Raw genomic sequence first — 20,220 nt, 5'->3', positions numbered from 1 at the left:
TCTGTGCGCCACGGCGCTCACAGCGGTTCGACGTCGGCGGAGCTGCCCATCGCGAACCGGTCGAGCAATCGGCGAGGAACGCCGTGGCTGCGATCGGCGCGGTTCAGCCTGCCCGGCAGAACGGAGTCCTGCCCATGGCCGACTCGATGCCGCCGAGGATCAGTTTCTGGAACTGCTCCGCCCCGGCGAATGAGCCGTCGGTCGAGAAGTCCTTGGCGTCATGGCCGAGGGTGGTGAGCCAGGCGCGCCCGCCGTCGTAGTACTGGCACCAGGCCACCGGATGGACCTTGCCGTGGCCTGGGTGTCCCTGGCTGCCGGTGACGCCGTCGGCGAGGGTGGACTCGTCGACTGTCGCCAGAAGTCGGACTTTTGAGGGAGCGGGAACGAGGTTGTACCACTCGTCGGTGAAGGTCCAGCGCGCCGGGAGCTCTTTGGTGGAGGAGTCCTCGCGGTCCGTGGTGACAATGGTGCCGGACTGCTCGGGGCCGTGGTCGTAGTAGTTGGCGCCGCCCAGCAGCCCCTCGTACCAGGGCCAGTTGTACTCCGTGCCGAAGGCGTTGTGGATGCCGACGAAACCGCCGCCGCCTCGGATGTACTGGCGCAGTGAGGTCTGTGCGGCGTCGTCGAGCGTGTCGCGGCTGGTGGAGAAGAAGATGACGGCGTTGTACCGGAACAGCCTTGAGGGGGTGGCCAGTTGGGTGACGTCCTCGGTCCAGTCGACGGCGAAGCCGTTCGCCTCGCCCAGTTTGACGATCGCCTTCTGTACGACGTTGGCATCGGTCAGCGCCGGGTCCAGGCCGTCGCCGAGCGCCGGGCCGAGGTCGGCGTGGCGGGGTCCGGCGGTGCGGGTGTAGAGGAGGACCTTGTAGCCGTCGGCGGCCGGGGTGAAGTTGCCCCAGTCGTGGTAGCACTTGGCGCTGGTGCCGCGGCAGACGCCGTAGTCAGGGTCGCCGAGTTCCTGGGCTCCGGTGGGCCTCGCGCCCCCCTGGGCTACGGCCCGGGCGTGGGCGCCGAAGAAGGCTGCCAGGGCGACGAGGGCGGTGGCGACGACGGCTGCCAGGACGCATACCGGGGTGCGGGATCTTGCCGTCATGACGTTCGGACCTCTCATCACTGGACGACGATCTTTCCGGTGGACTGGGGGAAGGCCGGATCGTTGTAGAAGTACTCGCCCGCCTTTCCGAAGGTGTACGTGTACGACTGGCCCGGCATCAGCAGGCCGGTGTCGAACTCGGCGTCGAAGAACGCCGCCGCGCCGTGGGCCTGCTTGTTGTCGGCGGGGTTGGTGAAGGTGACCGCGGTGCCGGCCGGGACGGTCAGGTGCTGGGGTGCCATGGCGGTCTGGGCGACGGTGTTCTCGGTGGCGCCGGGCGCACCGGCCCGGGTGTCCCAGACGCGGCCGAGGGTGACGGTGTTCCTTGCGGTCTCGCCGGTGACGGCGGCGGTGCGGATCTGGTTGCGGCGGGACGGCGGGGTGGGCGCAGGGGCCTGCCCGATACTGCCTCCGAGCTTGAACGCCCACAGGTGGTCGCCCTTGGGGATGTCCGGGAAGGGCAGCCCGTTGCCTCCGGCGAGCACGGCCACGTACTGCTCGCCGTCGATCTCGTACGAGACGGGGATGGTGTTGACTCCGGCGCCGCACTGCCAGGTCCACAGGGTCCTGCCGTCGGTGTCGTCCATCGCTTCGAGGACGCCGTCCGGGCGGCCCTGGAAGAGGAGCCGGCCCGCGGTGGTGAGGATGCCGTTGCCATGGGCGAGGGACCAGTCGCCGTCCTTGCGCCAGGCCACCGTGTTGGCGCGCGGGTCCATGGCGACGAGCCCGCCCCCGAACAACTCGCCCAGCGGGCGGGCGGTGTTGACCCGGCCGCCGTGGGTGTTGGAGTAGGAGGAGTTGACCAGGCCGTAGCCGATGTAGACGTAGCCGGTTTTCGGGCTGAAGGAGGGGAAGCCCCAGTCTCCGCCGCCGCCCGCGCCCGGGAAGATGATGGTGGCCCGGTCCCAGAAGACGCTGAAGAGGCCGCCGGTCGGGTAGAAGGGCACCGGTCTGGTCGTCCTGTCGAGGCGGGGGAACGGGTCGGTGAACGGCTCGCCGCCGGGGAACGGCTGGGTGGGCGAGGTTTTCTGGTCGGTGTGCTGCGGGACGTCGCGCTCTTCCATGCCGTGGACGGCCTCGCCCGTGCGGCGGTCGAGGATGTAGAACCAGCAGGTCTTGGAGCCGTAGACGACGACCTTGCGCTTCTTGCCGTCGACGAGGAGGTCGGCCAGGACCGGCGCCATGACGTTGTCGGCGTCCCAGATGTCGTGGTGGACGGACTGGAAGTGCCAGCGCCGCCGCCCGGTCTTGGCGTCGATGGCGACGATCGAGTTGGCGAAGAGGTTGTCACCGCCGCGTGAGGATCCGTCCGTACGGGGATACGGGTTGCCGAACGTCCAGTAGACCAGGCCCAGTTCGGGGTCGACGGCGGGGTGGATCCAGGGGACCGCGCCGCCGGTCTTCCAGGAGTCGCCCTCCCAGGTGTCGTGTCCGTACTCGCCGGGGCCCGGCGGGCCCCAGAAGGTCCACACGACGTCGCCGGTACCGGCGTCCAGCGCGTAGCCGCGGCCTCGTGCGCCGGCTGTGGAGCCCTCGGTGCCGACGTAGATCAGGCCGTCGAAGTGGACGACGGCGCCGGCGAGTCCGCCGCTGTTGCCGCCGCATTGGCTGCTGTTGCTGTCACAGCCGTCGTCACCGCCGTTGTCCTCGACGATCAGCGGCTTCTGCCAGATGATCGCGCCGGTCGCCTGGTCGAGGGCGTAGACGATGTTGGCGCCCGAGATGGTGAAGACCTTGCCCTCAGCGACGGCCACGCCGCGCATGTTGGTGGTCTCGGTGCCAAGGTTGGTCTTCCAGATCACCTCGCCGGTCCTGCCGTTGACGGCGAAGACGTTCTGCTGGGTGGTCTCGACGTACAGGACGCCGCTGTGCACCACGACAGTGCACTGCTGGTACGCGCTGGTGGAGCCGCCCTCCAGGTTGATGTGCCAGGCCCCGCCGAGCCTCTTGATGTTCTGCGGGGTGATGTCGTGGAGGGTGGAGTGGTTCTGGTTGCCGTAATTGCCGCCGACCTTGGGCCAGTCGGCGGCCGCGGTGCCGAGTGCGCGGGACTGCGGCGGTACGGGGAGCGCGAGGCCCGGGTCTTTCGGGGACGCCTCGGCGGAGGAGGCCAGGGTGGTGGAGACCGTGGCGGCGCTGCCTGCCGCGGCTGTCAGGAGGAAGGTGCGTCTTTCCATCGTTCAGCTCCCTCGATTCGATCAAGGTCCACTAGGTGGTTCGCGTAATCCGCAGAATGGGTTCGCGTGATGGATGGTCACGTTAGGGACGGGGATGCGCCCATGACAAGACATGCGGCAGGAGATTTCTTGCCCGAGGGTCAACCGGGTTCTACTGGCGCGCTGTCGGTGCCACCAGGTGGACCGGCACCATGGAGGGCGGCATGGGGCTCTTGTTGCGCCGGCCCTGTCCCGTCTCCTCCCAGGCGTGCGCGAGGATGCCGACGCTGCGGCTGAGCACGAAGAGGCCGCGGGCCAGCGGCGCGGCGAAGCCCAGTTCGGCGTAGATGACAGCGGTGGCGCCGTCGATGTTCATGGGCACGGGCTTCCTTCCCTCGCGCCCACGGTTGAGATACGTCTCGATGGCGCGGGCCGCCCGCAGGTGGGCGCCCTTGACAAAGCCGTCCGCCACGGCCCGGTCCACCAGGGCGAGCAGCGGGTCACGGCGCGGGTCGCGGGGGTGGAAGCGGTGGCCGAAGCCGGGCAGATAGCGCGAGCGGGACCGCCACTCCTCGGCGACCTCCGCTACGGCCAGGTCGAACTCGCTGCCCTGGCCGTGCCGTTCGCCGACTTCGGTGAGCAGCTGTACGCACTGCTGTCCGGCCCCGCCGTGCACATCGCCGAGCATGTTCACCCCGGTGGCCACGGCGCTGTTGAGCCCGACCCCGCAGGTGGCCGCCATCCGGGCTGCAGCGATCGAAGGCGCCTGCGGTCCGTGGTCGACGCCCGCCACCAGGGCCGCCTCCAGGAGCCTGGCCTGCTCGGGACGGGGCAGTTCACCGCGGAGCATCAGCCAGATCGTCTCGACGAATGTCGTGGTGCCGATGAGGTCCTGTACGGGGTGTTCGCGCAGTTCGATGATGCCGGGTTCGACCCGGCTGACGGCGGTGGCCCACCACTGGGCCACCAGGCCGTCCTGCGGCCCGGGAGTCATGAGCCCAGCGCCTCGGCGGCACGGCTGTGCGCCCGCCAGCGGGCGATGAGCCGCGTACGTTCCTCGCCGTGCTGGTCGAGCAGCGGAGGCGGGGAGTCCGGCGGGAGGGGCTCGCCGTCCACGAGTACGCCGTTGCCGCTGACCCGCAGGGTGCGTTCCGAGCCGTCCGGATAGGGCAGGTCGGTGAAGAAACCGCGGTGCCGCAACTGTTCGAGGTCCACGGCCTCGGGGACGGTCAGGACGCGGGCCGCCGGGACTCCGGCCTCGGACAGCATCGCCTCCCACTCCAGGGCGCTCTTGCGGCGCAGCGCCGCGTTCAGCTCGGTGTTGAGCTCCGCGCGGTGGCGTTTGCGTGCCTCGCGCTCGGCGAACCGCGGGTCGTCGATCAGCTGCGGCAGCCCGGCGAGACGGCAGAGTGTGACGAACTGCTCCTGCCGGTTGGCCGCGATGTTCAGCCCGCCCTCGGCGGTCTCGAAGGTCCCCGACGGCGCGGCGGTGGCGTTCTGGTCGCCCATCGGCTCCGGATGCAGCCCGCTGATCAGGTAGTTGGAGACGGCCCAGCCCATCGCGGAGAGGGAGACCTCCAGCATGGAGACGTCCAGCCGGACCCCCTGCCCGGTCCGCTCCCGGCCGAGCAGGGCCGCGCTGATGGCGAGGGCCGCGCCGAGACCGCCGAGCGAGTCGCAGACGGGGAAGCCCACCCTGAGCGGTGCGGTGTCGGTGGTGCCGGTGATGCTCATCATGCCGGACAGGCCCTGGATGATCTGGTCGTAGGCGGGGGCGGCGCTCATCGGGCCCGACTGCCCGAAGCCGGTGATCGCGCAGCTGATCAGACGCGGATTGAGCTCATGCAGCCGGTCGGCGCCGTATCCCATCCGGGTCAGCACCCCGGCCCGGAAGTTCTCCAGGAGGACATCCGCGCCGCGCACCAGTTCCTCGAAGTCGGCCCGGTCGCCGGGGGACTTGAGATCGAGTGCGAGGGATTTCTTGCCGGCGTTCTGGGCGAGGAAGGAGGCGCCGACACCGGCCCGGTTGAGCTCCGGGTCTGGGCCGAGGCTCCGGGCCAGATCGCCCTTGCCCGGCTGTTCGACCTTGACCACTTCGGCGCCGAGGAGCATGAGGTGATAACTGCAGTAAGGCCCTGCGAGCACATTGGTGAGATCGAGTACGCGGATTCCTGAGAGCGGTCGTTCGGGCATCTACCGGCTCCTTCTGCGGCTACTGCGACTGCTGCGGCTACTGCGGTGGGATCATTTCGTCGGGCTGAGCGGGTGGTCGAAGCCCTGGTCCGACATCTGGCGGGCGACGTCGCCGAGCGCGGTGGCGAACCGCTGGACGGCGGACTCGGGAAAGCGGTGGCTGGGCCCGCTGAGCGAGAGCGCGGCGACGACGGCCCCGGTGCGTCCGAGGACGGGTACGGCCACGGCGGTCAGCCCCTCGTCGCGCTCGCCCCGGCTGACCGCGAAACCCTGCTCCGCCGCGATGTCCGCCCACAGCCGCAGCTGCCGGGCATGCCCTTCTCCGTGCGGGGAGCCCGCCGCGATCCGGTGCAGCAGGCCGTCGGGGGCCGTACGCAGCAGAATCTTGGACGAGGCGCCCGCCCACAGCGGGAGTTCATCGCCGACCCTCACCACATGGCGCAGCGGCTGCGGGCTCTCCTGCTGCGCCACGCAGACGCGGTGCAGGCCGCGCAGCATGAAGAGATTGGCCGTCTCCTGCTGCTCGGCGACCAGTTCCCGCATCAGCTTGCGGGTCTCGCGGGGCAGTTCCCAGCTGGTGTGGGCGAGGTGAGCCCAGCGCCACAGACCGGGACCAGCGGTGTAGCCGGCCGGGGTGTCCCAGAGCAGGCCGCACTGTTCGAGGGTCTGCACCAGGCGGACCACCGTGGTCTTGGCAAGGCCGGTGGCGTCGACGATCTCCCTCAGCGTGACCGTGGGCTGATCCTCGGTCAGCAGACCGAGGATGTCCAGAGCTCTGCGCACACTGCGCACCCCGGTCGCCTCGGCCGTCTGCTCCTGCTCGGTGCTGTCCACTCGCGTTCTCCCTCCGCTCCGTAACTTCCTTGAACTTTCCTCTTGCCACCGCGAGTTGGCGCCCGTACGTTACACGCCGAACCACAGAGCAGTCCACCAGTGCCACTAAGCGGTTTCCTGGGAGATCTCATGCTGGATTCGCTTCTCAAGGCCGGCACAGACGCGACAGTGGCCGAGGCACCCCCGTACGTCGCGGGCCAGTGGGGCGGCGACGGCCCCGCCGCGGCCCGAACGGGCCCGTATCTGCGCCGCGTTGTCAGCCGGACGAGCACGGCGACCGGGGAGGAGGTGGCCCGCGCCCTCGCCTACGCCCGCTCCTCGGCCCGTACGGTGGCCGGGCTCGCCCCCGCCCTGCGCGCGGACATCCTGGACCGGGCGTCGCGCGCCGCCTCGGCCCACCGCGAGGGTCTGGCCCGGCTGCTCGCCCTGGAGCTGGGCAAGCCGCTCAAGGACGGGCGCGGCGAGATCGACCGGGTGGCGGACACCTTCGCGGTGTGCGCGTCCGAGGCCCGGCACATCGGCGGCGAGACGCTGCCGGTCGCGGGCTGGCAACGCGGGGTCGGCAACACCGCCTTCACCTACCGCGCACCGGCCGGGGTGGCCCTCGCCATCACCCCCTTCAACGCACCCGCCAACCTCCTCGCCCACAAGCTCGGCGCCTCCTTCGCCGCGGGCAACACCACACTGGTCAAGGCCCCGCCGCAGGCGCCGGCCGTCACCGCCGCGATCGTGGCGCTGCTCCTGGAGTCCGGACTGCCCCCGCAGGCCGTGCAGTTGCTCCACGGCGGCGGCGAGGTCGGCGCGCTGCTGTGCGCGGCCGAGGAGGTCGCCGTCATCAGCTTCACCGGCAGTGCGGCGACCGGCCGGGCCGTGGCCCAGGCCGCCGGTGCCAAACGCCTGGTCCTCGAACTCGGCGGCAATGCCGCCACGATCGTCTGCGAGGACGGTGACATCGCACAGGCCGCGAAGGAATGCGCCCGCACCGGATACAGCAACTCCGGCCAGAGCTGCATCTCCGTCCAGCGGGTCTACGTCCACCGCTCCCGCTACGACGCCTTCCTCGACGCCTTCGCCGCCGCCGTCGACGCCCTGAAGGTCGGCGACCCCCTCGACCCGGCCACCGATGTGGGCTCGATGGTCGACGAGGACGCCGCCGAACGCGTGGTGCGCTGGTCCGCCGAGGCCGCCGGCTCCGGCGCCCGCGTGCTGCGCGGCGGCACCCGGGACGGCGCCACCGCCGCGCCCACCATCGTCGCCGGGCCGCCCGAGTCCGCCTCGGTCGTGGTCCATGAGGTCTTCGGGGCGTTGGTCGCGGTGCTCCCGTACGACGACTTCGGCGCGGTCATCGAGGCTTGCAACGCCAGCCGCTACGGCTTGCAGGCCGGACTGTTCACCCGCGACATGGGCCGCATCATCACCGCCTGGCGCGAACTGGAGACCGGCGCGCTGATCGCGGGCGGCAGCTCCAACTACCGCCTCGACCACGTGCCCTTCGGCGGGGTCAAGGACTCCGGCTTCGGCCGGGAGACCCCCCGCTCGATGATCGACGACTACACGGTCGTCAAGACCCTCATCCTGCGCGGCCTGTCCGTCTGGGGCGACACGACCACCATCGACGAGGGGACCGGAGCATGACCGTGACCGCTGCCAGAGCCCTGGTGGGCCAGCTCGAGTCGTATGGAGTCCAGTACATCTTCGGCACCTGTGGCCACACCAACATCGCCCTGCTCGACGCGCTCGGCCCCAGCACCATCGAGTTCGTGATCGCCCGCCACGAACAGGCCGCCGCGCACGCCGCCGACGGCTACGCCCGCGCCTCCGGGAAGCCCGGGGTACTGCTCACCCACGTCGGCCCCGGCATGATGAACGCGGTCACCGGAGTGGCCACCGCCGCCCTGGACTCCATTCCGCTGATCGTCATCTCCGGCGACGTCCCCTCCTATTACTACGGCCGCCACCCGCACCAGGAGGTCAACCTCCACGCGGACGCCGACCAGACCGCGATCTACCGGCCGTTCACCAAGCGCGCCTGGAACGTCCACCGCGTCCAGGACCTGGCCCGCACCACGGAGCGGGCGTTCTGGACCGCGACCTCCGGACGGCCGGGGGCCGTGCTCGTCAACGTACCGATGGACCTGTTCAGCCGGCAGGCCGAGGAGTACGCGGGCGAGCACCCGCTGCCCGGCGGCTCCGCGCTTCCCGCTCTCGACCGGGCCACCGCCGAGCGCATCGCCGAGGAGCTGCTGAGAGCCGACCGGCCGCTGATCTACTTCGGCGGCGGACTGCGCGAACCTGCGGCCCGCCAGGCCCTGTCGGAGCTCGCCGAGCACCTCGACATTCCCCTCGCCCACTCCCTGATGGGCAAGGGGGTCCTGCCCGACAGTCATCCCCTGCTGCTCGGCATGCCCGGCTTCTGGGGCCTGGAGACCACCCACGAGTACACCAAGGGCGCCGATGTCGTCCTTGCACTCGCGACCCGGTTCGCGGAGACCGACGCCAGCTCGTGGGATCCCGCGTACACCTGGACCTTCGGTGACAAGGACAGCCCGCCCACCAAGCTCATCCAGATCGACATCGACCCCGCCGAGATCGGCCGCAACTACCCCGTCGAGATCGGTGCCGTCGCGGATGCCGGCGACGCGGTACAGGCGATCGGTGAGGCCGTACGATCCGCCGTGCCCGAGCCCCTGGTGAGAAAGGGCCTGCGCGAGACCATCGCCACCGCCCGCCGGGCCGTCTTCGACACCGCCCGCGAGGACGGACGCAGCGACAACTTCCCGCTGCGACCGCAGCGCATCCTCGCCGACCTGCGCGACGCGCTGCCCGACGACGCGGTACTCGTCACCGACGTGGGCTGGAACAAGAACGGCGTCGCGCAGTGCTACGAACTCCCCGAAGGCGGACGGTTCATCACCCCGGGCGGAGCCTCGACCATGGGCTTCGGACCGGCCGCCGCGGTCGGTGTGCAAATAGGCCGGCCGGACCGCGTGGTGGTCGCGCTGATCGGCGACGGCGGGATGAGCGCGCAGCTGCCCGCGCTGCCGATGGCCGTCGAGCAGGGTCTGCCCGTCATCTTCGTGGTGATGAACAACCGGGCCCACGGCACCATCGCCGACCTCCAGGCCTCGTCGTTCGGACGGTCCTACGGCTGCGAGTTCAAGGACACCGAGGGACGGCCGTACAGCCCGGACTTCGCAGCTCTCGCACGGTCCTGCGGCGCCGACGGCTACACCGTCGCCGCTCCCGCCGACCTGTCCAAGGCCCTCGCCGACGCCATCGCGCGGCGCAGGCCGGCCGTCATCGACGTACCGATGGTCAACGAACCCGTTCCGACGCCGGGCCACTGGAACATCAAGGACATCTACCGCGGGTCCTTCACCGACTGACCGCCCCGGCCACCCTACGACTGCCCGCTCCGCTCACAACGAGGTGACCTCATGACCCGCACCCCACGCCTACCCACCACCACCGCCACCCGCGCCGCCGTCTGCACGGCCGCGCTGGCCGTGGCACTCACCGCGTGCAGCGCGCCCGGCGACTCCGGGGACGACACCAAGGCGTCCACCGGCCCCATCAAGATCGCCGTCGTCGACGCCCAGAGCGGGCAGCTCAGTTCGCTCGGCGACTGGGAGTACAAGGGCGCCAAGCTCGCCGTCGACGAGTGGAACAAGAAGGGCGGCATCGACGGCCGCAAGATCCAGCTGAAGCTCTTCGACGACCAGGGTGACCCGACCACCGGCACCAACATCGCCCGCAAGCTGGTCAGCGAGAAGTACGTCGCCATGATCGGCACGGCGGAGAGCGCGGTGACCGTCGCGATGGGGCCGGTGCTACAGCAGGCGAAGATCCCCAACATCACCTCCGGCCAGTCCGACGCCCTGGTCGCGCTGAAGAGCCCGTACCTCTTCCTCAACGGACCGACGAGCACAACCTACGACTCGACGCTCGCCCAGTACCTGGTGAAGGACAAGGGCTACAAGAAAATCGCCGTGATCACGAACAACGGCTCCTTCGGGAAGGGCGAGCACGACGCCTTCCTCAAGGCAGCGAAGGGGCTCGGCGTGAGCCCGTCCACCGACCAGGTGGTCACCACCGATCAGAAGGACTTCAGTGCCGCGCTGACGAAGATCCGGTCGCAGAAGCCCGAGGTGATCTTCATCGGTTCGGAGGAGGTCGAGGCCGGACTGATCGTCAAGCAGGCCAGGGACCTGGGCATCACCGCGCCCTTCGCCGGCGCCGCGCCACAGGGCACCCCCGTCTTCCTCGACACCGCGGGCAAGGCCGCCGTCGAGGGCACCATCGTCAGCTCGCCCTATCTGAGCAACGACGCAAGCGACGCCTCGAAGAAGTTCGCCGCCGCCTACCAGGCCGCCTACGGCAAGGAGGCGGAGCTGCACGGCGCCAAGGCGTACGACGGGGCGAACATCCTGCTCACCGCCCTGAAGACGAGCAAGGCCGCCACCGGCGAGAAACTCGCGGACGCGATCCGTGCCACCCACTACCAGGGCCTGCTCGGCGACTTCCAGTACGGCGAGAACGGCGTGGGAATCACCAGGACCTCCATCGGCATCATCCGCGACGGCAAGCTCGTCCCGCAGCAGTAGGCATTGGGCATCGGGAGACTTCCGTGCAAGAGACACTGCAGACACTCGTCGGGGGCCTGAGCCTCGGGGCGGTCTACGCGCTGGTCGCCATGGGGTTCTCCCTGGTCTACCGCACCATGGGCCTGGTGAACTTCGCGCACGCCGACATCGCCATGATCGGCGCGTACGCGGCCTCGACCTTCTATCTGACGTCCGAACTGCCGTTCGCCGTCGCCGTGATCGTGGCGATCGTCGTCACCGGCGCCATCGGACTGGTCATCGAGCGGGTGCTGCGCCCGCTGGAGAACAAGGATTTCGACCTGATGCTGATCGGCACGATCGGCTTCGGCATCGTCCTCCAGGCAGTAGCCATCCTGATCTGGGGCACCACGGGACGGGCGGTCCCCTCGCCCGTCCGGGCCGCCCCGCTCGACCTGTTCGGGGTGCGGGTGCGCACCTACGACCTCCTGGTCATGGGCGTCGCGGCACTCGCCGTGACCGGCCTCGCCTGGTTCCTCTCGCGCACCAAACGCGGCGCAGCCATGCAGGCCGTCGCCATGGACCACGAGGCAGCCACCGCCGTCGGCATCAACGTCGGCCGCAGCAACGCCCTCGCCTTCTCCATCGGCGCGGGCCTGGCGGCCCTTGCCGGCAGTCTCGTCGGGCCGATGCTGTACGTCGACGCCTCGCTCGGCGGCGCGCTCGGCATCAAGGGCTTCGCCGCCGCGATGCTCGGCGGCTTCGGTTCCATACCGGGCGCTGTCGTCGGCGGGCTCGCCATCGGCGTTCTCGACTCCTACGCCGCCGGACATTTCCAGGGCTACTCGGTGCTGGTGACCTTCCTGGTCTTCACCGCCGCCATCATGATCCGGCCCATGGGCGTCTTCGGGGAGAGGACGGTGAGCCGCGCGTGAGGTTCCGTATCCGTATCGGAGGGCTCGGAGCCGCCGCGGTGGCCGCCTGGCTGCTGCCGTACGGTCTGGGCGGCTACTCCATCCATGTCGTCAACATCGCTGTCATCTATGCCCTGTTGGCCATCGGCATGGGCCTGGCCATGGGCGTGTCCGGGCAGATCAACCTCGCTCAGGTCGCCTTCTTCGGCGTCGGCGCGTACACCCTCGCCATCCTGACCACCCACTCCGGGTACGGGTTCTGGACGGCGGCCGTGCTCGCGCTGCTCACGTCCGTGGCGGCAGGCCTTTTCGTCGGCATACCGGCGCTGCGCATGCAGTCCCACTACCTGGGGATCGTCACGCTCGGCCTGGCGCTGGGCTTCATCAACTGGGTCACCAACGCCTCGATCTCGGGAGGCGCCGACGGCATTTCCGGGATCCCCCTGCCCACCCTGCCCGGCGTCGACCTCTCCAGCGAATACCTCTACTACTACCTGGAGTTGGTGGTCTGCGCGCTCGGCCTCGGCTTCGGGCTCTTCGTCGTCCGCACGTCACTGGGGCGACGACTGCGCGCGATGCGCGACGACCCGCTGGCCGCCGGCGCGATGGGCGCGGAGATACCACTGCTGCGGATGACCGCGTTCCTGCTCGCCAGCCTGTACGGGGGTCTGGCCGGAGTCCTGTACGCGGGCCTCATCCGCTATGTCGCCCCGGAGACCTTCTCCATCGGCAACATGTTCATTCTGCTCGCCATGGTCATCATCGGCGGCCGACGCTCCCTGGCCGGCTGTGTGGTCGGCGCCGTCGGGCTGACCCTGATCCGCGAGTGGCTCTCCGACTTCTCGACCTACGCACAGCTCGGATACGGCGTGGTGGTCGTCCTCATGGTTGTCTTCGCGCCGACCGGACTCGCCGGAATCCCGTCCCGCGCAAAGGAGTTCGCGAACCGGCGGCGCGGCCGGAGTGAGGACCGTGCGCAGCTGCGCCCCTTCCAGCCGTACGACGCGCCCGATGCACCCGACGCCGCGGGCGAGCCCCTCCTGGAGATCCGGTCCGTCACCAAGGACTTCCGCGGGCTGCGCGCCCTGGACGACGTCTCCCTCACGGTCGAAGCGGGCGAGATCCGCGGCATCGTAGGACCCAACGGCTCCGGCAAGACCACCCTGTTCAACGTGATCAGCGGCTTCTACCGGGCCAGTTCGGGACAGGTGGGTTTCACCGGCCGTGACACCACGACCACCCGCCCGTACGCGCTCTCCCTCCTCGGCATGGCCCGCACCTTCCAGAACCTGCGGCTGTTCGGCCAGCTGACGGTCCGCGAGAACATCCTCGTCGCCCTCGACCGCTCCCGCACCCACACCATCTGGCAGTACGCGCTGTGGCAGCCCGGCATCGTACGCCGCGAGCGGCAACTGCGCCGCCAGGCCCAGGAACTCCTGGAACGCTTCGGGATCGTTGACTTCGCCGAGTCCGCGCCCGGCTCCCTCCCGTACGGCATTCAGCGGCGCATCGAGATCGCCCGCGCCATGGCCGCCCGGCCCCGGCTGCTGCTGCTCGACGAACCGGCCGCCGGCCTGAACGGCGAAGAGGTGCAGCAGCTCGCCCGCATCGTGCGCTCCATCCGTGACAGCGGTACCACGGTCGTCCTCATCGAGCACAACATGGGCCTGGTCATGTCGCTGTGCGAGCACGTCACAGTGCTTTCCAGCGGCGTGATCATCGCAGAGGGCACACCTGCCGAGGTGGTCGCTGCGCCTGAGGTTATCGAGGCGTACCTCGGCGACTCCGCGATGGCCGACGTTCCGCTGCCAGAGCGGGCCCCGGCCCCGAAGGAGGCAACCCGGTGAAGAGGATCCCTGCTCGCCTCGCCGAAACCGCCGCGACTCTCGCCGTAGACGACCTCTCCGTGCACTACGGCGGAGTCTGCGCGGTCCGTTCGATCAGCTTCAGTGTGAAACCCGGTGCGTCGGTAGGCATCATCGGCGCCAACGGCGCGGGCAAGACCTCCACACTCAAGGCCCTGATGGGCCTCGTACCGCGCGGCAGCGGACGCATCACGCTGGGCGAGCGCGACCTGACCCGAGTGCGGGCCCGCGACATGGTGCGGCACGGCATCGGCTACGTACCGGAGGGCCGGCATGTGTTCCCCGGCCTGTCCGTGGAGAAGAACCTGATGCTGGGCGCCTACGCCCGCCGGTGGGACGCCGAGACCCGCACCACGCTGGCGGAGGTGCATGAACTCTTCCCGGTCCTGGACGAGATGAGACACCGACTGGCCGGGGCGCTCTCCGGCGGGCAGCAGCAGATGCTCTCCATCGGCCGTGCCCTGATGGCCAGGCCGCGCATTCTGCTGCTCGACGAACCGTCGATGGGGCTTTCGCCCAAGCTCGTCGGCGAAATTCTGAGCGCGCTCCGGCGGCTGCGCGACGAGGGCCTGAGCCTGCTCCTCGTGGAGCAGAACGCCAAACTCACCTTCGGCGCGACGAGTCACTGCCTGGTCATGGAGAACGGAAGCGTCGCCATGACCGGGACGTCCGACGAGCTCAGCCGGGATGCCCGGGTCCGGCAGATTTATCTCGGTCTGTGAACAGGAGCGCGGCGATGGAGCAGCATTCGTATCCTGTCGGCCCGATCGGCTCCGGCGTTTGGTGCCGCTCCTGAGCAGAGCGTCAACACGCAGACGCGCTGATTGAGGGGAAAGCAGCCAAGATCCGGACCATCCACGGACCAGCAGAGCCGCAACTCCCGCCCGTCGTGTTATTGATGCAGGTTAGAGGCATGCGAGCGCTGTCCTTCGTCGACCGGTTCCACTCGCCGCCCGGCGCATGATCCGAGGCGCTCGACCAGGGGGCCGCAGCCAGGACGCCATGTTGAGAGTAGTCCCGGTATACCGGCTTTGACCTCGGCGGATGGAACGCGTTCCGCGCACAAAGATGCGTCAGTACGTCGTTGACCGGCGATCCGCGGCAGGGCCAGGGTGGGGGAGCCACATCGGATTCCGACCACCCGTTTCCGGTCACCGAACTGCGTGCAGGATGCCGTGATGCTCCAGACAGACACCCGTGAACACACCGAGGTCCGAGAAGACCACGACGCGGCCACCGCCGCCACGGCAGCGCCGGCCGTGCCGAGCGAACCGGCGGCCTGCGGCGAGCTGTTCTTCCAGCGCTGCCTCTGGTGCGGCACCGCGGCCTACCGCCGTTCCTTCTGCCGTGCCTGCGGGTCCACGGCCTTCACACCGGAGCGCAGCGAGGGCTCCGGGGTCGTCGTGCGCCGGAACGGCCATGTCCCGCACAACACATGGTTCGTCGCGATGCGCGAGGGCTTCAACCTGCTCTGCCAGGTCACCGGGACGGCGCCGGGTGCGGTCGGGGTGGGGGCGCGGGTGAGTGTCGTACGGTCCGCCGCCCCCCTCGGCCAGGGCTTGCCCCTCGTCGAGCTCACCGCCCCGGCACCGCCTCTGGAGCCCTCGTGGTAACGGAAAGCGCCCGGGACACAGCCACCTCGCACACGCGGGACGTTCAGAGAGGAGGGTGCGTGGGCACCCAGCACAACGCACCGGACGGATGGACCGGCGTACTCGACGCAGCGGGGCGCGGCGCGCTGGATGGGCTGCGCATCGCCGACTTCTCCCGGGTTCTCGCGGGGCCCTACGCCACCATGCTCCTCGCCGACCTCGGCGCAGACGTGGTGAAGGTCGAACGGCCGGGCATCGGGGACGACACCCGGGCCTGGCACCCTCCGGCGGACCATGACGGCACGTCGACCTATTTTCTGAGCGTCAACCGGAACAAGAGGTCCGTCGTCCTGGACCTCACGACCGACGCCGGCCGCGAACAGGCCCGTGCCCTGGTCGCCGAGTCCGACGTGCTGGTGGAGAACTTCCGCCCCGGCACGATGGAACGGCTCGGGCTCGGCCATCGCGAACTCCGCGCCCGGCACCCGGGGCTGATCTACTGCTCGATCAGCGGCTTCGGCGGCGGTGCGGGTGCTGCGATCCCCGGGTACGACCTGCTCGTGCAGGCTGTCGGCGGTCTGATGAGCGTGACCGGGGACGCGGCGGGGGAGCCTGTGAAGGCGGGGGTGGCCCTGGTCGATGTGGTCACCGGCCTGCACGCCTCGCTCGGCATCCTCGCGGCCCTCCGGCACCGGGACGCCACTGGGGAGGGCCAGCAGGTGGAGGTGAACCTGCTCGGCTCGCTGCTGTCGGCCATGGTCAACCAGGCGTCGGCGTTCGCCGTTGCCGGTGTGGTGCCGGGCCGCATGGGCAACGCGCACCCGAGCATCGCCCCGTACGAGACCTTCCCCGCAGCCGATCGCCCGATCGCGATCGCGGTCGGCAACGACCGGCAGTTCGCGGCGCTCGCCGAGGTTGTCGGGGATCCCGGTCTCGCTGCCGACGACCGCTTCCGCACCAATGCCGACCGGGTTGCCCACCGTACGGCTCTTCGGGACATCCTGACCGAGCGGCTGGGCACGGCCGGCGCGGACCACTGGTCGGCCGTCCTGCTGGCCGCGGGGGTGCCCGCCGGACCGGTCAATACCCTCGACGAGGCGTTCGCCTTCGCCCAGAAACTCGGCCTCCCCGGCGTCGTCGACATCCCCGCCGCAGCCGCCGACGGAGCAGACAGCGGGCCCTCCCGCCAGGTCGCGAGCCCCATCGCACTGAGCGGCACACCGGCGCAGTACCGCCTGCCGCCACCGCGCCTGGGCCAGCACACCGCGGAGATCCTCCATCGCGTTTCCGACCACGCCTGACGCCGGGCAGACCGGTCACCCGACCGTTCCCCGCGCAGGCGCGCCACGACCGAACCGAGCACCACAACCATCAGGAGCCCACGATGAGCCGCAAGCCGATGAAGGACCCTCTCGACCTGCTCGACCTCGCCTCCACCTTCACCGACGAGGAGCGCGAGATCCAGGCCACCGTCGCCAAGTTCCTCGCCGACCGGGTGCGCCCGCACATCGGCGAGTGGTTCGAGAACGCCCACTTCGCCCGCGAGCTCGCCCCGGAACTGGGCAAGCTGGGTGTGCTCGGCATGCACCTCGAAGGGTACGGCTGCGCCGGGACGAACGCGGTCAGCTACGGCCTCGCCTGCATGGAGCTGGAGGCGGCGGACTCGGGCTTCCGCAGCTTCGTCTCGGTGCAGGGCTCGCTGTCGATGTTCTCCATCTGGAAGTGGGGTTCGGAGGAGCAGAAGCAGGAGTGGCTGCCCCGGCTCGCCGCCGGTGAGTCGATCGGCTGCTTCGGCCTGACCGAGCCCGACTTCGGCAGCAACCCCTCCGGGATGCGCACCAGGGCCGTCCGCGACGGCGGAGGAGACTGGATCCTGAACGGCTCCAAGATGTGGATCACCAACGGCGGCATCGCCGACGTGGCCACGGTCTGGGCGCAGACCGAGGACGGCATCCGCGGCTTCCTCGTGCCGCGCGGCACCCCCGGCTTCACCACGCAGGACATCAAGCAGAAGATGTCGCTGCGTGCGTCCATCACCTCGGAGCTGTACTTCGACAACGTGCGGCTGCCCGACTCGGCGCGGCTGCCCCTCGCGGAGGGCCTGCGTGGACCGCTGTCCTGCCTGAACGAGGCACGCTTCGGCATCCTTTTCGGCGCGGTCGGCGCGGCCCGCGACTCGCTCCAGGCGGCCATCGCGTACGCCGACTCCCGAATCCAGTTCGACAAGCCGATCAGCGCCTTCCAGCTCACCCAGAAGAAGCTCGCCGACATGAGCGTGTCCGTGGGCAACGCCGCACTGCTCGCCGTGCACCTGGGCCGGCTCAAGGACCAGCACCGCATCCGGCCCGAGCAGATCAGCGTCGGCAAGCTCAACAACGTGCGAGAAGCCATCGCCATCGCGCGGGAGTGCCGCACCATCCTGGGGGCCAACGGCGTCTCCCTGGAGTACTCGCCGCTGCGGCACGCCAACAACCTGGAGTCCGTCCTCACCTACGAAGGCACCAGTGAGATGCACACCCTGGTCGTCGGGCAGGCGATCACCGGCCAGGCGGCGTTCCGCTGACCACCCGACGCTGACGGAAGACGCCCATGAAGGAGACGGTCGACGCCCATGTCACCGTCGTCTCCATGGGACCCGACTCCGCGCTCGACGCCATCCACAAGGTCCTGGCGATGGGGGAGCGGACGGCTTCGACACACCGGGCTGACGCGGCTCCCAGCCTGACGAGCCGGAGCGTCATGACGCGTGGTTCACAGGCACACGATCCGGGCGTGGCCGAGCGGTCCGGGGGGCGGCACCCACGCGGCCACGCTGAATCCCTCAGCAGGACGATCGTTTGGTCGCGGGGGAACTCGGCGTAGGGCGTCAATCCTTCCAGAGGACGGCACCGTGGATTTCCACGCCGCCGTCCTCGCAGGCTTCCCGGCGACACCCGCGAACCGGTCCTCCGCCTGCCGGCCGACGAACGGCAGATCGCGTCCTGCACGCTCACGGCCAGACGATGCCGCGCGCGCAGCCCAGGTGCGGGACGCGCGAGGCATCGCTGCGGCTGCGGGCCCTCAGGCCGCCTGGTAGCTGAAGAACCCCTGTCCCGACTTACGGCCCAGCAGACCCGACTCGACCATGCGGCGCAGCATCGGGGGAGGGGCATACAGCGGTTCCCGGTACTCCTCGTACAGCGCCTCGCCTATCGCCGCCACGGTGTCCAGGCCGATGAGGTCGGCGAGGCGCAGCGGGCCCATCGGGTGGGCGCAGCCCGCCGTCATCCCGGTGTCGATGTCCTCCGCCGTCGCCGTGCCGGAGCTGACCATCCGCACTGCTGCCAACAGGTAGGGAACCAGCAGGGAGTTCACCACGAAGCCCGCGCGGTCCTGAGTGACAATGGTTCTCTTGCCGAGGATTTCGTCCGCGAAGGTGCGCACGCGCAGTTCCGTGGCCTTTGAGGTGTGCAGGGAGGGGATCACCTCGACCAGTGGCATGACGGGGACCGGGTTGAAGAAGTGCAACCCGACCACCCCCTCGGGCCGTCCGGTCGCGGCCGCGAGCCGGGCGATGGGAATCGAGGACGTGTTGCTGGCCAGTACGGCGGCGGGGTCGGTGACGACCTTGTCCAGCTGCCGGAACAGCGCGGTCTTTGCCTGTTCGTCCTCGACGGCGGCCTCGATGACCAGGTCGGCCCGGGCCAGGCGGGAGAGATCGGCGGTGACCGAGACCCGGGCCAGGGCATGTGCGCGGTCTCCCGGCTTGACGGTGCCGCGCTGCTCCGCCTTGAGCAGGGAGTCGGCCACGCCCGCCAGTCCGGCACGCGCCCTGTCCTCGGTCACGTCGCACAACGTGACCGACAGTCCGGCCCGGGCGCAGACCTCGGTGATGCCCCGGCCCATCTGACCGGCGCCGACGACTCCCACGTACTTGATCGATGTCATGTGTTCCTCCGTGTGTCCCTCCGCCCGGGGCGGCGACCGACGCCGCCAGGGTCTGCGGTGCCGTGTTGAGCCTAGGTGTAGTACAACCCCTCTGACCTGCTCGGACAGTGCGTTTTCCGCGCACAAACATGCGTCGGTTCGGGCCCGACATGGCTGCCGGGCAGCGTGGCTTCAGCCGACGGCGACCGTGGCGGCAGCGGCCTCCCGCAGCCGGCGGATCACGCCGCGCACCGCGGGCGAGGTCTCGCCCCTGCGATAGGCGCCCACCAGCCGGGTGGTCAGCGGTACGTCCGCCAGAGGGCGGTAGGCGACACCCGGTATCCGTACGCGGCGCAGCGAACCCGGAACCAGGGCCACCGCGAGACCGCCGCCCACCAGCGTGAGAGCGGCGATGAAGTCCCGTACCGGAGGAGCGCACTGCGGGCTGAAGCCCCCATGCCCGGCCACCTCCAGGATCTGGTCGCGGCAGCCGTACTCCTCGTCGAAGTGCGGGGCCACGAACTGCTCGTGGCGCAGCTCCGCCGCGGGCACCGCGTCGTACGCCGCCAGCGGGGCGCCCTCCGGCAGTGCCAGGACGACCTCCTCGGTGAGCAGGCAGGTGGCCGTGATCCCGGGCGGGTACTCCGGCCGCCAGCGCAGGAAGCCGACGTCGATGTCCCCGCAGGCCAGGGCCTCCAGCTGGGCCGGCGTCTCCAGTTCGCGCACCTGCACAGTGAGGTGGGTGTCGAGGGCCGCGCACCGGGTGAGGACGTCGGTCAGCACCCCGGAGAAGGCGGCCGAGGCCACGTAGGCGATCTCGGCGTGCCCCAGCTCCCCACGACCGGCACGCCGGCCCACGGCCTCGGCGCGGGCGGCCTGGGCGAGGGTCAGCCGTGCCTCTTCGAGGAACAGCCGCCCGGCGCTGGTCAGCGCCGGGCGGGTGCGCCGTCCGCGGTCGATCAGCCGCACGCCCAGGTGCGACTCCAGCGCCCTGACCTGGGCGCTGAGTGCGGAAGGAGCCAGGTGCAGCCGGTCCGCCGCGCGCGCGAAGTGCAGTTCCTCCGCGACGACGACGAACGATTCCAGCCAGCGCAGTTCCACGGGC

At 70.1% G+C, this 20,220-nt stretch carries 16 protein-coding genes; 9 read left to right on the top strand and 7 right to left on the bottom strand.

Going from position 1 to position 20,220, the window contains the following annotated elements:
• Positions 1-103: 103 nt before the first annotated feature.
• The 5 genes from OG607_RS06430 to OG607_RS06410 form a co-directional block, all read right to left on the bottom strand.
• Positions 104-1,093 (bottom strand): ThuA domain-containing protein, encoded by a 990-nt coding sequence (locus tag OG607_RS06430; RefSeq protein ID WP_405719879.1) that lies wholly within the window; start codon positions 1,091-1,093, stop codon positions 104-106.
• A 17-nt stretch (positions 1,094-1,110) separates the two neighbouring features.
• A complete protein-coding gene (locus OG607_RS06425; protein ID WP_405719877.1) occupies positions 1,111-3,270 on the bottom strand; it encodes a PQQ-binding-like beta-propeller repeat protein in 2,160 nt (719 codons plus the stop codon).
• Positions 3,271-3,421: 151 nt separating this feature from the next.
• Positions 3,422-4,243, bottom strand: coding sequence for a citryl-CoA lyase (locus OG607_RS06420; protein WP_405719875.1), 822 nt, complete (start codon positions 4,241-4,243; stop codon positions 3,422-3,424).
• Positions 4,240-5,442, bottom strand: a complete 1,203-nt coding sequence (locus OG607_RS06415) for a CaiB/BaiF CoA transferase family protein (protein WP_405719873.1) — start codon at positions 5,440-5,442, stop codon at positions 4,240-4,242. The genes OG607_RS06420 and OG607_RS06415 overlap by 4 nt, the downstream gene beginning before the upstream one ends.
• A gap of 51 nt (positions 5,443-5,493) precedes the next feature.
• A complete protein-coding gene (locus OG607_RS06410; protein WP_405719871.1) occupies positions 5,494-6,276 on the bottom strand; it encodes an IclR family transcriptional regulator in 783 nt (260 codons plus the stop codon).
• 129 nt (positions 6,277-6,405) lie between these two features.
• On the opposite strand from OG607_RS06410, the gene OG607_RS06405 reads away from it, so the two are divergent.
• The 9 genes from OG607_RS06405 to OG607_RS06365 all read left to right on the top strand — a co-directional run bounded on the left by OG607_RS06405 (position 6,406) and on the right by OG607_RS06365 (position 17,772).
• The gene (locus OG607_RS06405) at positions 6,406-7,911 is read left to right on the top strand and encodes an aldehyde dehydrogenase family protein (RefSeq protein ID WP_405719869.1); all 1,506 of its coding nucleotides are present in this window, start codon (positions 6,406-6,408) and stop codon (positions 7,909-7,911) included.
• The gene (locus OG607_RS06400; RefSeq protein ID WP_405719867.1) at positions 7,908-9,662 is read left to right on the top strand and encodes a thiamine pyrophosphate-binding protein; all 1,755 of its coding nucleotides are present in this window, start codon (positions 7,908-7,910) and stop codon (positions 9,660-9,662) included. Before OG607_RS06405 ends, OG607_RS06400 begins: the two co-directional genes overlap by 4 nt.
• Before the next feature lie 51 nt (positions 9,663-9,713).
• A complete protein-coding gene (locus OG607_RS06395) occupies positions 9,714-10,880 on the top strand; it encodes an ABC transporter substrate-binding protein (RefSeq protein ID WP_405719865.1) in 1,167 nt (388 codons plus the stop codon).
• Between the two features lie 23 nt (positions 10,881-10,903).
• Positions 10,904-11,773 carry a branched-chain amino acid ABC transporter permease gene (locus OG607_RS06390; protein ID WP_405719863.1) on the top strand — a complete coding sequence of 290 codons (870 nt, stop codon included), beginning with the start codon at positions 10,904-10,906 and terminating at the stop codon, positions 11,771-11,773.
• Complete coding sequence (locus OG607_RS06385) at positions 11,770-13,599, top strand: ABC transporter permease subunit (protein WP_405719861.1); 1,830 nt, start codon at positions 11,770-11,772, stop codon at positions 13,597-13,599. The genes OG607_RS06390 and OG607_RS06385 overlap by 4 nt, the downstream gene beginning before the upstream one ends.
• Positions 13,596-14,339, top strand: coding sequence for an ABC transporter ATP-binding protein (locus tag OG607_RS06380; protein WP_405719859.1), 744 nt, complete (start codon positions 13,596-13,598; stop codon positions 14,337-14,339). Before OG607_RS06385 ends, OG607_RS06380 begins: the two co-directional genes overlap by 4 nt.
• A gap of 456 nt (positions 14,340-14,795) precedes the next feature.
• Positions 14,796-15,230 (top strand): Zn-ribbon domain-containing OB-fold protein, encoded by a 435-nt coding sequence (locus OG607_RS06375; RefSeq protein WP_405719857.1) that lies wholly within the window; start codon positions 14,796-14,798, stop codon positions 15,228-15,230.
• 59 nt (positions 15,231-15,289) lie between these two features.
• Entirely contained in the window at positions 15,290-16,510 is a 1,221-nt protein-coding gene (locus OG607_RS06370) for a CaiB/BaiF CoA transferase family protein (protein WP_405719855.1), read from the top strand.
• An 83-nt stretch (positions 16,511-16,593) separates the two neighbouring features.
• Complete coding sequence (locus OG607_RS06365; protein WP_405719853.1) at positions 16,594-17,772, top strand: acyl-CoA dehydrogenase family protein; 1,179 nt, start codon at positions 16,594-16,596, stop codon at positions 17,770-17,772.
• Between the two features lie 497 nt (positions 17,773-18,269).
• Here the strand turns inward: OG607_RS06365 and OG607_RS06360 are convergent, their stop codons facing one another.
• On the bottom strand, positions 18,270-19,136 hold the full coding sequence (locus OG607_RS06360) for a 3-hydroxybutyryl-CoA dehydrogenase (RefSeq protein WP_405719851.1): 867 nt from the start codon (positions 19,134-19,136) through the stop codon (positions 18,270-18,272).
• 171 nt (positions 19,137-19,307) lie between these two features.
• On the bottom strand, positions 19,308-20,216 hold the full coding sequence (locus OG607_RS06355) for a LysR substrate-binding domain-containing protein (protein WP_405719849.1): 909 nt from the start codon (positions 20,214-20,216) through the stop codon (positions 19,308-19,310).
• Positions 20,217-20,220 lie beyond the last annotated feature (4 nt).

Source organism: Streptomyces sp. NBC_01537, from assembly GCF_045040445.1.
Taxonomy (GTDB): domain Bacteria; phylum Actinomycetota; class Actinomycetes; order Streptomycetales; family Streptomycetaceae; genus Actinacidiphila.
Note: the sequence above shows the minus strand (reverse complement) of the source record. Positions and strands in the feature narration are given on the sequence as shown.